Source organism: Streptomyces sp. ISL-36, from assembly GCF_018614205.1.
Taxonomy (GTDB): Bacteria; Actinomycetota; Actinomycetes; order Streptomycetales; family Streptomycetaceae; genus Streptomyces.
This window is the reverse complement of the sequence record NZ_JAGGOS010000089.1, coordinates 1-14,889: the sequence shown is the minus strand read 5'-3', so window position 1 is coordinate 14,889 and position 14,889 is coordinate 1. Positions and strand designations below refer to the sequence as shown.

Here is a 14,889-nt window from a genome sequence, read left to right as displayed (position 1 = left end):
GCTGTCCCCGGGGGTACGGGGCGCTGTCCCGGGGGCCCGGGGGGCTCCGTCCCGGGCCTCGGGCCAGCAGGCCCCCCGCTCGGGGCCCCTGCCAGGGGTGCCCCCTGTCCGGTTCTGCCCGCGGGCGCGCCGCTCCTCAGATGGCGAGGACGCCGACGGTCTGGCCGCCGCTCGTCTCGCCGGTCGGCCGGAAGCCGAGTCCGAGGTAGAACGCCCCGGGTCCGTGCTCCCCCGGCTCCCAGGTCACATGGAGCTCCCGGGACCCCCGCCGACGGAGTTCCTCCCGCACCGCGTCGACCGCGAAGCGTCCGTACCCGCGGCCCTGGTGGTCCGCCGCGATATTGAGGCGCCACAGTCCGCTGCGGCGGTCCTCGGGGTCCTTCTCCGGTGCCCACGCGATGTCCAGGAAGGCCATCACGAAGCCCACGAGCCGGTCCCCGTCGAAGATCAGCCCCGGCCACGCGGTGTCCCCGAACGCGTACGCCTCCGCGAGCGAGGTCGAGACGGGCGCGACGTTCTTCTCCTGGTGCGGGTGGACGCGCAGCGCGAGTGCAGCGTCCACGTTCTCGGGGGTGATCTTCTCCAGTCGGAGCGTCGAAGTCATGCGGCGGAGGCTACCGACCAGTCGTGAGCCCGGCCCGCGCATTTGTTCGGCACGAGAGCCGCGACGCCGGCGCGCGCCCCCGAACCGGCGGAGGCCCGGGGGAGCTTGGCCGGATCTCGTCGGTAAATGATCGGTCGTGCGCGGATCGGCTTCCGGATGCCCTCTCCTCTGGGACACTTCACACGCTCACCAGCGGCCCGTCGCTCCGCTTCGTCCCGGGGGATTCCATGAACATCGAACTCGCCGATCTGCTCACGTCGCTGCGCTCGGAGATCAGCCGTGCGCGCCTCGACGCGGTCGGCCAGGACGTCCGTTTCCGGATCGACTCCATCGACCTGGAGCTCCAGGTCGCGGTCGAGAAGACCGCCGAAGCCAACGCCGGCGTGCGTTTCTGGGTGGTCTCGCTCGGAGGCAAGGGCGTGGCCAAGTCGGCGGAGACCCACACGGTCAGGCTGAGCCTGGCTGCCGAGACGGACACCGGCGCGCCGGTGCTGACCGGCGACGACGTCTCGGACCTCTTCTCCGCGAACTGACCGCCGCATGAGCCCGCTGGACCCGAACCGGGTGGCCGAGGTCCTGGTCAGGCACGGGACCGCGCTCGAGTACGGATCGGGCTACCGGATCAGCAACAGGCTGATCCTCACGGCGGCTCACCTGCTCGACTTCCCCGACCACGACTGCACGGTGATGCTCGGCGGTCGCAAGGACGCGTTTCCCGCCACCCGCGTGTGGCGGGCGAAAGGGCAGGACCTGGCGCTGCTGCGTCTCGACGCTCTCGCACCCGACCTGGCTCCGGCGCCGGGGGTGGTCCTCGGCAGCCTGCCGGACGGCGTGGGCAGCGTGCCGTTCTCGGCGATCGGGTACCCGGCGTTCGCGCAGCGAGCGGCCTCGGCCCAATTCCAGGGACTGGACCGGCGGGACAGCAGAGCGATCAAGGGATTCGTGCAGCTCGGCTCCAACATGAAGTCGGGGCTGCTGGATCTCACCATCACCACCTCCCCTCCTGCCGAGAAGGGACCCGGCGGGCAGGATCCCTGGAAGGGCATCTCGGGGGCGGCCCTCTTCGCCCACGAACGCTTCCTCATCGGGGTGCAGGCCCAGCGGCTGCCCGCCGCCGGAACCGGCAGCGCGGAAGCCGTACCCGTGGCCGAGGCCTTGAACGACCCGGAATTTGCCAAACTGCTCAGCGCCCACCGTGTGAAGCCCCACGCGGTGCGGCTGGACCCGCCCGGTCGCGAGCCGGGACACCGCCTGCGTCTGGTGATCTCCCAACAGGAACTCGTGGAGGGTTTCGGCGACTTCGAGAAGAACTTCACCCCGGAGCGCCTGCCCTTCGTGTCGCCGGGCAGCGAACACGACGCCGATCCGGAACAGTTGCTCACCAGGCTGGTGATGTCGGCGGACCGGGGTGTGCTGCTGGTGGGTGCGGCGGGCACGGGGAAGACGCGCACCGGCCTGGAGGTGGGACGACTCGCCCTGGAGGAGGGCTGGCGGGTGCTCCACGTGCTGCCCCAGACGCGCAGTGAGTCGATCACCGACCAGATCGCCGATCAGGTGTTCGCGGAGACCGGTTCCGTACTGCTGGTGCTCGACCTCAACGAGACCAACCTCGACCTGCAGGCCCTTCGGCATCAGCTCCTCCCCGAGGCCCGCCGTCGTGGCATGACCCTGGCCGTGCTCGCCTCGGCCCGGCCCGGGTGGCTGCTGGAGGCCGACCGCGCGCTGGTGTACGAGGTCTTCGACGAGGTGCAGCTGCGCCAGGACGACGAGTTCCAACGGCTTGTGACCCGTAACGCGCTGGAGATACTGGCCCCCCTCGCCATCAGTCAGGTGGGCATGGACCGCATGCTCGCGGCCAGTGGCAACCGTCCCATCGTCGCGCTGCTGGTCGCCCGGGAGCTCGAGCGCCGGGCGAAGGCCAACAACCTGACCATCCCCGAGGCAGTCGGTCTGCGGGCGGGCGGCGAGCTGCCCGCATGGCTGCTGCGCCGGCTGAGCGAGGACGGTCTGACCGTTCCCGGCCGGACGAACACGCTCACCCCTGCCCGCGCCTCGCACGGGCTGGTGGCCGCCGCGGCCGCCGCGGCAGCCTGCCCCCAGGACAGCGCCGAGGTGGTGGCTGCCGCACGCGCCGCACTGGCCGGAGCCACCGGCGACGTGCCGGAGGCCGAGGACGTCGTGGCGACACTGGCCTCGCTGGGCTGGCTGGAGACCAAGGACGGCGTGCTGTCGGTCGCTCACGACATCGTCGCCGACCAGCTCATGGAATCGGTCATGCTCCCCGAGCCCGTCGCCACGCCGGACGTCGCCGGAACCCGTGCCCTGCTCGCCGGCTGCCTCACCGGCGCACGCACGATCGGCCGCTTCTCCGTCAACATCGGCCGCCTCGTCAACGAGCTCGCTCTCGCCGACCGTGCGACGGCCGTCACCTCCGTGCTCCGCGACTGGTTCGCCGAACACGCCCCCGCCATCGGCGAGCTGATGCGCCACGACTCCAATGTGGGCAGCTACGCACTCGGTGCCATCTGCTCAGGACCGCCCTGGTCCGCCTCGGCCGTCCAGTGCTGGGACCACGTCGTCAGCCCCTGGCTGACCGACTTCGGTGTCGGTTTCGACGCTCGCCACGTCCTGCACCGGGGACTGCGCCACCTCCCCGGCGACGGCGCCCTGCTTCTCGTGCCCGCGGCCCTCGACTGGCTCGAGGAGTACGGGCTGGCGAGCGAGGCCAGTTACGTCGCCGGCCCGCTGCTCTCCCGTACGGATGTGCCGACCGAGGCCGTACAGCAGGCCATCACGACCACGCTCGCCTGGCTCAACCGCCACACGAGGAACCCGGGCGCCGGGTACGTCCTCAGGCCGCTGCTCGCGCGCACCGACCTGAACCCCTTCCACGCTCGGCGGGTGCTCTCCGCCGCGCTCGCCTGGCTCAGCCGTCACAGCACCACCCCGGGCGCCGGATTCGTCCTCGGCACCTTCCTCTCGCGCACCGATCTGAGCCGCGAGGACGCTCAGCGGGTGTTTCCCGCCGCCCTCGACTGGATCGACCACCACGCCGCCACCCCCGGCGCCGGGTACATCCTCAGGCCACTCCTCATGCGCACGGATCTGACCCCCGCCGACGCCGGGCGAGTCCTCCACGTCGCTCTCACCTGGCTGAGCCACTACGCGACCACCGACAAAGCCCAGTTCGTCCTCGGCCCCCTGCTCGCGCGCACCGGCCTCGACCACGCCGACGCCCAGCGGGCGCTTCCCGCCGCCCTCGACTGGATCGACCGGCATGCGGCCACCGCGGAGGCCCGTTACGTTCTCGGCCCCCTCCTCGAGCGCACCGATCTGACCGCCGACGACTTCCAGCGCGTACGTCGAGCCACCTTCGCCTGGCTCGACCACCACGCCACCACGCCCAACGCCGAGTCGGTCCTCGGCCGGCTGCTCACCCGTACCGATCTGAGCGCCGACGACGCCCGCAAGGCGCTGGCCACCACCCTCGAATGGCTCGACCACCACGCCACCGCGGTCAACGCGGAGTTCGTCCTCAGCCGGCTGGTCCCCCGCGCCGATCTGACCGCCGACGACTCCCAGCGCGTACGTCGGGCCACCCTCGCCTGGCTCGACCACCACGCCGTGATCGAGAAGGCGTCGTTCGTACTCGGTCGCCTGCTCAGACTGGCCGATCTCGCGCAGGCCGACGTCCAACGGTCGGTATCCGCCGCCCTCGCCTGGCTCGAACACCACCCCACCGCCGAGGCGGGGCACGTGCTCGAACCACTGCTCGCCCGCACCGACCTCGCCCCGGACGACGTCCGACACGCCCTCCGTGTGGCCTTTTCCTGGCTCGGCCGGCACACGATCCGCGAAGCCGGGTACGTCCTCAAGCCCCTGCTCACGCGTACCGATCTGACGCCCGACGACGTGGATCGGACGCTCCGCGCCACTCTCACCTGGCTCGGGCACCACGCCACCGCGTCCGCTGCCGGATACGTCCTCAACGTCCTGCTGTCCCGGACCGACCTGTCTCCCGGCCACCTTCGAAGAGCGCTCGCCGAGACATTCATCTGGCTCGACCACCATGCCACCACGCGCGACGCCGGCTACGTCTTCGGCCGCGTGCTCGCGCGCCCCGACCTCCCGCCCGGCGATGCCCAGCGGGTGGTGCCCCTGGTCCTCCCATGGCTCGGCGACCACGCCTCCGCTCCGGAGACCCGATTCGTCCTCGACCCGCTGCTCGCCCGCACCGACCTCGACCCCGGCGATGCCCGGCGGGCGGCCGCCACAGCCCTCAGCTGGCTCGACCACCATGCCGCCAGCCCCTATGCCGGACACGTCCTCGTCCCGTTGCTCGCCCGCACCGGTCTCGGCTCTCAGGATGCCCGGCGGGCGACCGTCGCGGCCCTCGGCTGGCTCGGCCACCATGCCACCACTCTGAAAGCCCAGTTCCTCCTGAAGCCGTTACTCTCCCGGGGCGATCTCAGCGCGGACGACGTTCGTACGGCGCTCAGTGCCGCCTTCGCCTGGCTCGGCTATCACGCGGTGACTTCAGAGGCCCGGTTCGTCCTCGACCCGCTGCTCGCCCGTACCGACCTCAGCCCCGAGGACGCTCGGCAGTCGATCTCCGCGGCACTTGTCTGGCTCGGCGATCACACGGTCACTCCAGAGGCCCGATTCGTCCTCAGCCCGCTGCTCGCCCGTACCGACCTCAGCCCCGAGGACGCTCGGCAGTCGGCCGCGACAGCCCTCGAATGGCTCGACCAGCACGCCGCCGCACCCCACGCCGGATACGTCCTCAAGCCCCTGCTCAGCCGCACCGGCCTCACCACCGCCGATGCCGAACGGGCGATCTCCGCAGCCCTCGGCTGGCTCGACCGCCACGCCGACACCCCCAACGCCGGGCACATCCTCAAGCCCCTGCTCACCCGCACCGACCTCACCACCGCCGATGCCCGGCGGGCGGCCGCCGCAGCCCTCGTATGGGTCCACCCGCAAGCCGCCGTCGTCAGTGCCGCGCACATCCTCGGCCCGCTCCTCACCCGCACCGACCTCGACGCCGAGGACACGCGGCGAGCCATCTCCCTCGCCCAGACGTGGCTCACCGCCCACGCCACCACCGGCAGGGCGCGGTTCGTCCTCAGCCCGCTCCTCACCCGCCCCGACATCCCGACCGACCTGGCTCGACGGGCTCTCTCGATGGCGCTCGACTGGCTGGACAGCTGCGCCTCCACCCCCGGCGCGCCACTTCTCCTGAGGCCCCTCCTCTCCTGCGCCGACCTCGACGCCGAGGACGCCAGGAGGACGGTCGCCGTCGCTTTCGTCTGGCTCGGTGAGCACGCGGCGACCGCAAGGGCTCGGTTCGTCCTCGGCCCGCTGCTCACCCGCACCGACCTGACCACCGAGGACACGCGGCGAGTGATTTCCCTCGCCCTCACCTGGCTCAGTGACCACGCCACGGCGGAGAAGGCCGACATCGTCCTGTCCGCGCTCCTCTCGCGCACCGACCTCGCTCCCGAGGAGGTTCGGCGGATGACGGCCGCGGCCGGCCGGCTCCGCTCGGGAGGCGAGTGCAACTGACGGCGCCCGCCCGGGAATCGCGAAGGACCTTCTCGGAGACGGCCTGGCGTGTCAAGCAACCATCGGCCTACGTCCTGCTGCCGACCGTGCCTGGGTCTTCCGTCCGATCCGGCGGGGCGGTGGCGTCGTTAGCGTCGTCCCATGCGCATAGGAATCCTTGGCACAGGCAATGTCGCCCAAGCACTGGCAGCCGGCTGGTCCGCGGCGGGGCACGAGGTCGTCCTCGGGTCGCGTCAGCCGCAGGAGCGAAAGGAGCTGGACTTCACCGTCGCGGGTCTCGGCGAGACGGTCACACACGCGGAGGTCGTGGTCAACGCGACGCCGGGGACCGTCTCCGTCGACCTGCTGGCCTCCATCGGGGCGCCGGCTCTGGCCGGCAAGACGCTGATCGATGTCGGCGTCGGCCTCTCCGACGACTACACGGAGCTCGCCCACCCCAACAGCAGCCTGGGAGAGCAGATCCAGGCAGCGTTCCCCGAGACGCCCGTGGTCAAGACGCTGTGCACCATGGACGCCACCGTGATGGTGCGTCCCGGCGGCCTGGACGGAGCGAGCACCGTCTTTCTGTCCGGTGACAGCGCGGCGGCCAAGCGGACCACCGCCGGACTGCTCGGCGACCTCGGCTGGCCCACGTCCTCGCAGCTGGACATCGGCGGCATCACCACCGCCCGCGGGCAGGAGCACTTCGCCCTGCTCTTCATGGGGATCGCCGGTGGCCTGAAGAGCGTCACGTTCAACATCGACGTCGTCACCGACTCGACCCGCCGGTGAGGCTGCCCGCAGGGGCACCGGCCACTACGCCCCAGGAGGCCGGTACCGGACCTGCTCGGCTCTGCGCAGGGCATCCATCGTTTCGTCGACGGTCAGGAGAACGGTCGTTTCGAACGAGCTGAGCGCGCCGCCCCCACTGATCGCCAGGGCGACCGCGGCCATGGACACGTTGTCGGGGGCCTCCCAGAGGTTGTAGCCGTCGTGCGTGCCGAAGGCGTACCAGAAGCCGTGGAGCTTCCCGCCGACGGACTCGATGTACGACTGGGCGGCCTTCGCGCGGTCCTCGGGGTGACCGATCATCCTCGCCCACGTCTCGGGCGTGTAGCTGAACCTCGACAGATAGAGCGGCATCGGGCCTCCCTTTCGTTTCCTCGAACCGGCCTCACCCGCGACGCCCATCGCCGCCGCGCCTGTCATTCACCGTGTCAGGAGGTATTCCACAGCTGCCAGAGCCACCAGCCCCGCATGGCACCATGGCGGGCGTAAGCCCCCACCGTGAACCCCAGGATCTGGCCGTAGGCCGCTGTTTCCCACGGGTCGAACGTCACACTCGGCCCAAGGCCCACCTTGGTCACCGAGATGATCCCTATCTCCGCGTGCTCAGCCTCGTGGCGGGCGAGCCCGACGTGGACGACCACTTCCCAACCTTCGGGTGGAGGGGGGATCTGGAGGCCCTTGATCTGGACGTTCACCGTGGCGGTGGGATACGACGTGTACGAGCCGTCATCAGGGTGGAACGCGTTGATGGGCCTTGACTCTTCCATGATGAGCGTGGACATACAGGCCTCCGTTCATTTCCCGCGGCAGCGTTCCCACGCTTTCGAAGGAGAACTGGCTGCTCGCTCGAATCGTGCAATCCCGGGCGTTGCAATCCCGGGCGTATAGACAAGCCTCAGGCGACTGAACCATTCGTGCCACTCGGTAACTGCAAGGCCCTGGCAAAGCCCGGCTCCTGTCGCGGCCGGCCCACAGACGGCCCACAGACACGATCATGGCCCCCACCCGCGGAGAATCCGCAAGTGGGGGCCATGACCGCGGGTCGGACTACTTCTTGCCCTGGTTCTTCACTGCCTCGATCGCCGCCGCCGCCGCGTCCGGGTCCAGGTACGTGCCGCCCGGCTTGAGCGGCTTGAAGTTCTCGTCGAGCTCGTAGGCGAGCGGGATGCCCGTCGGGATGTTCAGGCCCGCGATGTCCGCGTCCGAGATGCCGTCCAGGTGCTTGACCAGAGCGCGCAGGCTGTTGCCGTGGGCGGCGATCAGGACCGTGCGGCCGGCCAGGAGGTCCGGGACGATGCCGTCGTACCAGTACGGCAGCATGCGGTCGACGACGTCCTTCAGGCACTCCGTCCGCGGGCGCAGCTCCGGCGGGATCGTCGCGTAGCGGGCGTCGTTCGCCTGGGAGAACTCGCTGTCGTCGGCGAGGACCGGCGGCGGGGTGTCGTACGAGCGGCGCCAGAGCATGAACTGCTCCTCGCCGAACTCCGCGAGCGTCTGCGCCTTGTCCTTGCCCTGGAGCGCGCCGTAGTGGCGCTCGTTCAGGCGCCAGGAGCGGTGGACCGGGATCCAGTGGCGCTCGGCGGACTCCAGTGCGAGCTGCGCCGTGCGGATGGCGCGCTTCTGGAGCGACGTGTGCAGTACGTCGGGGAGCAGACCGGCGTCCTTGAGCAGCTCACCGCCGCGGACCGCCTCCTTCTCGCCCTTCTCGGTGAGGTTGACGTCCACCCAGCCGGTGAACAGGTTCTTCGCGTTCCACTCGCTCTCGCCGTGGCGGAGGAGGATCAGCTTGTACGGTGCGTCGGCCATGCCTCCGAGCCTAATCGACGCCCGACGCTTGACGCTCCCCGTCAATTCACTGGCGTCCGGCATAAGAGATGCGTAAGTTACGAGCACCGCCAGAGGGACTTACAGACGCCAGGGGGACGGCCACACATGTCCATCGACTCGCTCAGACGATCAGCACGTGCGACCGTCTCCGGGCTCCCACCGGGCTTCTGGTGGCTCTGGCTGTCGACCTTGGTCAACCGCACCGGGGCCTTCGTCCTCACCTTCCTCTCCCTCTACCTCACCCAGGAACTCGGGTACTCCGCCTGGTTCGCCGGTCTCGTCGTCGCCCTCCACGGCCTCGGCGGCGTCGCCGGATCGCCGCTCGGCGGCACTCTCACCGACCGGTGGGGGCGGCGGCCCACCATGGTCACCATGCACCTGGCGGGCGCCGCCTGCGCCGCCGCCCTCGCGTTCGTCACCAGCGCCTGGGGCATCGCCCTCGTCGTCCTGCTCATGGGCGTCGCCATGCAGGGCGTACGGCCGTCCATCAACGCCACCATCGCCGACATGGTCCCCGAGAGCGAGCTGCGCCGGGCCTACGCCCTGAACTACTGGGCACTCAACCTGGGCTTCGCCATCGCCGCCCTGGGCGGCGGCGCCGCGATCTTCCTCGGCTACCGGACCCTGTTCCTCGTCGACGCCGTGGCCACCGTCCTCTGCGCGCTGATCGTCTTCCTCCGGCTGCCCGAGACACGTCCCGAGGCCCGCCGCGACACGGCGGGCGAGGTCGTCGAGGAGCAGCGCCTGAGCGTGCTCACGGTGCTGCGCGACGCCCCCTTCCGCACCCTCGTCCTGCTCAACCTCCTCGTCTGCCTCGTCTTCACCGCGCCCTGGATCGGCCTGCCGCTCTCCATGGCGGACCAGGGCCTCTCCCCCGCCTCGTACGGCGCCGTCATCGCCGTCAACGGCGTCGTGATCGTCGGCTTTCAGCTCCTGGTCAACAAGGTGACCGACAAGCGCTCGCCGGCCATGCTCCTCACCGTCTCCTCGCTGCTCTTCGCCTTCGGCACCGGCGCGACGGCGCTCGCCGGATCGCCCGTCGTCTTCGCCGCGACCGTGGTCGTCTGGACGATCGGCGAGATGGTGCACGTGCCCACCAACGCCGCCGCCACCGCCAAGCTCGCCCCGCAGCACGCCCGCGGCCGCTACCAGGGTGTGATGGGCATGTCCTGGGCGGTGGCCGGTTTCGTCGCCCCGATCCTGGCCGGCTGGGTCGTGGACGGGCCCGGTCCGGACGTCCTGTGGGTGGCCTGTGCGGTGATCGGTTCCCTCGCGGCGATCGGCTACACCACCCGGCTGCGCACCGCGCTCGCCGACCCCATGCCCGAGGACGAGGCCCAGGGCCAGGCCCAGGGCGAGGCCCAGACGGAGCGCGAGGGCGGGGAGGACGGCGAGCACCAGCCCGCGGCCGAGTCCCAGCCCCAGGCCGTCGTCGTGGAGAAGACGGACACCCCGAGCGGCACCGTCACCGCCTGAGCGACCGCTGGGCCTCGTACAGGTTCCGGGGGCGCACCGCCCCCGGACTCCCGTACGCCTCCACGCGCGCGTGCAGCTCCCCCGCGAAGTCCGGTACGTCGATCTGGTCGAACTCCCGCACCTCGCTGATGCCGACCGTCGCGCTGTACGGCGCGATCGTGTCGATCTTGACCAGCCCCGCGCGCCCGTTGGTGACCGTCACGTTCCAGTGCGCGAAGCGGGCGCCGTACAGCGGCCCCGCCGAGGCGTCGCCGCCGTGCCGGCCGGTGTTCTCGACCGTGATGTCCGTGCGCACGTTGGCGAACGGCATGCCCCGGTGCGTGTCGAAGGTGCCCATCTCCATCACCCCGCGGCTCCACACGTTGTGGCTGGACAGGCCCTCCACGTTGATGCCGTGGAGTTGCGTCCCGGCCGGCGCCGGGACCGTACGGGCCGCGATACGGAAGTCCTCCACGAGGTTGTCGTGCGAGCCCTCGCGGCAGAAGTACGGGTGGTGCGAGCCCCGTCCCTCGACGCGGGTGCGCCGCAGGGTGCAGGCGGAGGCGGCGACGAGACCGAAGCCGTTGTCGACGTGGCGGACGACGACGTCCTCCGCCCAGCAGTCGTACGCGCACTGGAAGGTGACGCCGTTGTAGCCCTTGTCGAGCAGGTGCGCGGACTGGGGCGTCTCCACCGCTTCGAGGGTGAGGCCCACCACCCCCGAGTCCGTCAGCGGCTGCGCGAGGGTGACGATCCTCGGGCCCCACTCGGGGCGGACGTCGAGCGGAAGCGGGCGTTCGAAGGTGACCCTGCGGCCTCGCACCGAGGCGATCCGGACCGGCCACTCGTAGGGCACGTAACTGGTGAGCTTCGTCTTGTCGTCCCAGACGTACGCCTCCGGGCCCGGGCCGCCGCCCGCCATGTGCTCCAGGAGCGTGTGGCCCGCGTCGTCGGCCAGCCGGAGGAGGATCACGTCCCCGCGGCGCAGGGCTGACGGGTCGTCGACCGTCACCGCCCAGTCGCCTCGGCGGGCGGGGCGGACGGTGGTCAGGGACCGCCACTCGTCACGGCTGTTGCCGGTCCAGCCCTCGAAGGGCCAGGCGCGGGCGCGGATCGCGGCGACGAGGGAGGCGTGACGGGCCCGCGGGGCCAGCCAGATCAGTCCACCGGCCCATGACCACGAGGACTTGTCGCCGCCGTAGCGCGAGCCGTACGGGCCGATCAGCTCGGTGAGGTGCTTCGTCGCGAGAAGCCGGGTCCGGCCCGAACCCGCGCCGCGCAGGACGACGTTGCTGTGGCGGATGTGGAGGAAGCCGTCGATCCGGTACGTCCCCGGTGGGACGAGCACCGTGCCGCCGCCGCGCTCCCCCGCCTCCGCGAGGGCCCGGTTGATGGCGGGGGCGGAGTCCGTCGAGCCGTCGGGGGTGGCTCCGTGGGCGAGGACGTTCGAGACGACGGGCGGGCAAGGCAGCCGGGTCGCGCCGCGGCGGGCGCCGGCGCGGCCGACGTACGGGATCTGGGGGTGGGTGTACGGGGAGTCCGCGTACTCCTCCCAGAGGGCGACGGGGGCCGGTCCGGAGCCGGATGCGGCTGCCGATCCGGATGCCGGTGCGGACCCGGGTGCGGGCCCGGGTGCGGACCCGGGTGCGGGGGTGAATCCCGTGGTGGTGGCGGCCGCACCGACCGCCACCGCCCCGCCCACGAACTGCCGTCTGCTGAGTGCCATACCCCGAAGCCCCTTTCACGTACATGAACGGTGTTCAGATCTGCGCCGGGCGCGAGCATGGCACGACCAAGGCAGGCAGGGAAGGGGTGCGGAAGAGGTCGTACGGCGCCGGACCTACGGTGCGGGACCGAGGGTCAGTTCGCCGGCTTCCGGGTCAGATGCGTGAACGCGTCGAGGTTCCGGGTCGACTCGCCGCGCGAGACCCGCCACTCGTACTCACGCCGGATCGCGCTCGCGAAACCCAGCTCCAGAAGCGTGTTGAAGGAGCCGTCGGCCGCTTCGAGCACCGAGCCGAGCAGCCGGTCCAGCTCCTCGGGGGTGACGGCGGCGAGCGGCAGCTTGCCGGTCAGATAGACGTCCCCGAGGCCGTCGACCGCGTAACTCACCCCGTACAGCTTGAGATTGCGCTCGAGGAGCCAGCGGTGGACGCCCGCCTCGTTCTCGTCCGGGTGGCGGATGACGAAGGCGTTCAGCGAGAGGGAGTGGCGGCCGACCTTGAGGGAGAGGGTCGTGAAGAGCTTGCGGGTGCCGGGGAGCTTCACCACGTACGAGCCCGGCTCCGGTGACTCCCATTCCAGTTCGGCGTCCTTGAAGGTGTCCTCGATGACCCGCCGCACGTCCTCAGCCATGGTGCGAGCGTACGCGACGGCGGTGATCGTGCATCGCGGCCGTGTACACGTCCGCCGTGCCGGAGGCCGCCGTGTCCCAGCCGAAGGACCCGGCGTGCCGGGCCGCCGCCGCTCCCATTCTGGCGGAGAGCTCCGGTTGGTCCACGAAGCGGCCGAGCACCGCGGCGTAGTCGGCCGGGTCGTGACCCTGGACGAGGAAGCCGGTGACCTCGTCCCGTACGGCGACCGGAAGGCCGCCAACCGCCGCCGCGACGACCGGGGTGCCGGCCGCCTGCGCCTCGATGGCGACCAGGCCGAAGGACTCGCTGTACGAGGGCATGACCAGTACCGACGCGGCGCGGAACCAGTCCGCGAGCCGGTCCTGTCCCACCGGCGGGTGGAAGCGCACGACATCCGCGATGCCGAGCCGGGCGGCCAGCTTCTGCAGCTTCTCCGGCTTGGCCAGGCCGCTGCCGCTCGGCCCGCCGACGATCGGCACGACCATGCGCGAGCGCAGCGACGGGTCCCGTTCGAGCAGCAGGGCGGCCGCCCGCAGCAGGATGTCGGGGGCCTTCAGCGGTTGGATGCGGCCCGCGAAGACGGGGATGAAGGCCTCGGCCGGCAGTCCGAGCCGCGCCCGGGCGGCGGCGCGGCCGTCCGCGGGGCGGAAGCGGTCGAGGTTCACCCCGGGGTGCACGACGGCGACCTTGCCGGGCTCGGCCTCGTAGAAGCGGACGAGTTCGTCGGCCTCCTCCGCGGTGTTGGCGATCAGCCGGTCGGCGGCGCGGACGATCTGCGTCTCCCCGATCACCCGGGCCGCGGGTTCGGGGGTGTCCCCCTCCGCGAGCGCCGCGTTCTTGACCTTCGCCATGGTGTGCATGGCGTGCACGAGCGGGACGCCCCAGCGCTCGGCGGCGAGCCAGCCGACATGGCCGGAGAGCCAGTAGTGGGAGTGGACCAGGTCGTAGTGGCCGGGGCGGTGACCCGCCCAGGCCTGCATCACGCCGTGCGTGAAGGCGCAGAGCTGGGCCGGCAGCTCCTCCTTGGCCAGGCCCTCGTACGGGCCGGCGTCCACGTGCCGGACGAGAACGCCCGGCGCGAGCTCGACCACCGGGGCCAGGCCGCCGGTGGTGGCCCGGGTGAAGATCTCGACCTCGATGTTGATCGCGGCCAGCCGCTTGGCCAGCTCGACGATGTAGACGTTCATACCGCCCGCGTCCCCGGTGCCCGGCTGGTGGAGGGGCGAGGTGTGGACGCTGAGCATGGCCACCCGGCGCGGGGTCCGGTGACGTCCGGGGAGCCGGAGCCTGGACGGCGTCGCCAGGGAGCCGGCGAGCCGGGACACGTACTGGCTCACGTCGACGGTCCTTCCGCTGAGGGGCAGAGCGGGCACGGCAAAGGGGACAGCACAGGGCGCCCTCCAAGCGGGAGAACACCGGAATAGGGGAATCCATTTCCGTTTTGCCAATTCATTGCCGTGCGGGGACGGCGTGGCGCACCGCTTACGCTCGTTCCATGGCCCCGCGCACCACCCGCCCCGTCGGCACGACGACCCGCGGGACCACCAACCCCAACCGACTGCGCCGCATGGACCGCTGGATCGCCGCCGTCCACGGCCCCGCCCTGCGCCGCTCCGCCACGTCCCCCGTCGCCGTGGATCTCGGTTACGGCGCCGCCCCGTGGACCGCCGTCGAGCTGCTCACCAGGCTGCGCACGGCCGACCCGCGCACCGAGGTCGTCGGCGTCGAGATCGAACCGGCCCGGGTCGCCGCCGCCCGGCCGTACGAGCGCGAGGGCCTCACGTTCCTGCACGGCGGCTTCGAGGTCCCGGTGCCGGGCGAGGTCGCGCTGATCCGGGCCGCGAACGTGCTGCGCCAGTACGACGAGGGCGAGGTCGCCGCGGTGTGGACGCGGCTGTGCGCGCGGCTCGCGCCGGAGGGCCTGCTGGTCGAGGGGACCTGCGACGAGATCGGCCGGCGGCACGTCTGGGTGGCGCTCGACCGGTCCGGGCCCCGGACGGTGACCTTCGCGACCCGGCTCGGCTCGCTGGAGCGCCCGTCCGACCTGGCCGAGCGGCTGCCGAAGGCGCTGATCCACCGCAATGTGCCGGGCGAACCGGTGCACGCGTTCCTGCGGGACTTCGACCGGGCATGGGCGGCGGCGGCGCCTTACGCCTCGCTCGGTGCGCGCCAGCGCTGGATCCAGGCCGTCCGCGATCTGGCCGCGGACTGGCCGCTGACGGGCGGGCACCGGCGGTGGCGCCAGGGCGAGGTGACGGTGCGCTGGGAGGCACTCGCGCCCCGCTGACACTCCGCCGCCCCGCGCGCCCCGACCGC

Annotated in this window: 12 protein-coding genes; 5 read left to right on the top strand and 7 right to left on the bottom strand. The window is 71.6% G+C overall.

Annotated elements, in window-relative coordinates; translation table 11 throughout:
* Nucleotides 1–136 precede the first annotated feature (136 nt).
* Nucleotides 137–604 carry a GNAT family N-acetyltransferase gene (locus tag J7E93_RS22715; RefSeq protein ID WP_215071779.1) on the bottom strand — a complete coding sequence of 156 codons (468 nt, stop codon included), beginning with the start codon at nucleotides 602–604 and terminating at the stop codon, nucleotides 137–139.
* A gap of 227 nt (nucleotides 605–831) precedes the next feature.
* On the opposite strand from J7E93_RS22715, the gene J7E93_RS22710 reads away from it, so the two are divergent.
* From J7E93_RS22710 to J7E93_RS22700, 3 genes are all read left to right on the top strand, one after another.
* Nucleotides 832–1,137, top strand: a complete 306-nt coding sequence (locus tag J7E93_RS22710; protein ID WP_215071778.1) for a trypco2 family protein — start codon at nucleotides 832–834, stop codon at nucleotides 1,135–1,137.
* Nucleotides 1,138–1,144: 7 nt separating this feature from the next.
* Nucleotides 1,145–6,169, top strand: coding sequence for a trypsin-like peptidase domain-containing protein (locus J7E93_RS22705; protein WP_215071777.1), 5,025 nt, complete (start codon nucleotides 1,145–1,147; stop codon nucleotides 6,167–6,169).
* A gap of 141 nt (nucleotides 6,170–6,310) precedes the next feature.
* On the top strand, nucleotides 6,311–6,940 hold the full coding sequence (locus J7E93_RS22700) for an NADPH-dependent F420 reductase (protein ID WP_215071776.1): 630 nt from the start codon (nucleotides 6,311–6,313) through the stop codon (nucleotides 6,938–6,940).
* Between the two features lie 24 nt (nucleotides 6,941–6,964).
* On the opposite strand, the gene J7E93_RS22695 is transcribed toward J7E93_RS22700, so the two are convergent.
* From J7E93_RS22695 to J7E93_RS22685, 3 genes are all read right to left on the bottom strand, one after another.
* Complete coding sequence (locus tag J7E93_RS22695; RefSeq protein ID WP_215071775.1) at nucleotides 6,965–7,291, bottom strand: GYD domain-containing protein; 327 nt, start codon at nucleotides 7,289–7,291, stop codon at nucleotides 6,965–6,967.
* 74 nt (nucleotides 7,292–7,365) lie between these two features.
* Nucleotides 7,366–7,719, bottom strand: a complete 354-nt coding sequence (locus J7E93_RS22690) for a hypothetical protein (protein ID WP_215071774.1) — start codon at nucleotides 7,717–7,719, stop codon at nucleotides 7,366–7,368.
* Between the two features lie 265 nt (nucleotides 7,720–7,984).
* Nucleotides 7,985–8,743 (bottom strand): phosphoglyceromutase, encoded by a 759-nt coding sequence (locus J7E93_RS22685; protein ID WP_215071773.1) that lies wholly within the window; start codon nucleotides 8,741–8,743, stop codon nucleotides 7,985–7,987.
* Nucleotides 8,744–8,869: 126 nt separating this feature from the next.
* Here J7E93_RS22685 and J7E93_RS22680 point away from each other — a divergent pair, with 126 nt between their 5' ends.
* The gene (locus J7E93_RS22680; protein WP_215071772.1) at nucleotides 8,870–10,240 is read left to right on the top strand and encodes an MFS transporter; all 1,371 of its coding nucleotides are present in this window, start codon (nucleotides 8,870–8,872) and stop codon (nucleotides 10,238–10,240) included.
* On the opposite strand, the gene J7E93_RS22675 is transcribed toward J7E93_RS22680, so the two are convergent.
* The 3 genes from J7E93_RS22675 to mshA all read right to left on the bottom strand — a co-directional run bounded on the left by J7E93_RS22675 (nucleotide 10,230) and on the right by mshA (nucleotide 13,910).
* A complete protein-coding gene (locus J7E93_RS22675; RefSeq protein ID WP_215071771.1) occupies nucleotides 10,230–11,945 on the bottom strand; it encodes a glycoside hydrolase family 55 protein in 1,716 nt (571 codons plus the stop codon). The two genes, J7E93_RS22680 and J7E93_RS22675, sit on opposite strands and share 11 nt — an antisense overlap.
* A gap of 134 nt (nucleotides 11,946–12,079) precedes the next feature.
* The gene (locus J7E93_RS22670; protein WP_215071770.1) at nucleotides 12,080–12,574 is read right to left on the bottom strand and encodes a YbjN domain-containing protein; all 495 of its coding nucleotides are present in this window, start codon (nucleotides 12,572–12,574) and stop codon (nucleotides 12,080–12,082) included.
* A complete protein-coding gene (gene mshA / locus J7E93_RS22665; protein ID WP_215071769.1) occupies nucleotides 12,567–13,910 on the bottom strand; it encodes a D-inositol-3-phosphate glycosyltransferase in 1,344 nt (447 codons plus the stop codon). The genes J7E93_RS22670 and mshA overlap by 8 nt, the downstream gene beginning before the upstream one ends.
* A gap of 158 nt (nucleotides 13,911–14,068) precedes the next feature.
* Here mshA and J7E93_RS22660 point away from each other — a divergent pair, with 158 nt between their 5' ends.
* Nucleotides 14,069–14,860, top strand: a complete 792-nt coding sequence (locus tag J7E93_RS22660; RefSeq protein WP_215071768.1) for a class I SAM-dependent methyltransferase — start codon at nucleotides 14,069–14,071, stop codon at nucleotides 14,858–14,860.
* Nucleotides 14,861–14,889 lie beyond the last annotated feature (29 nt).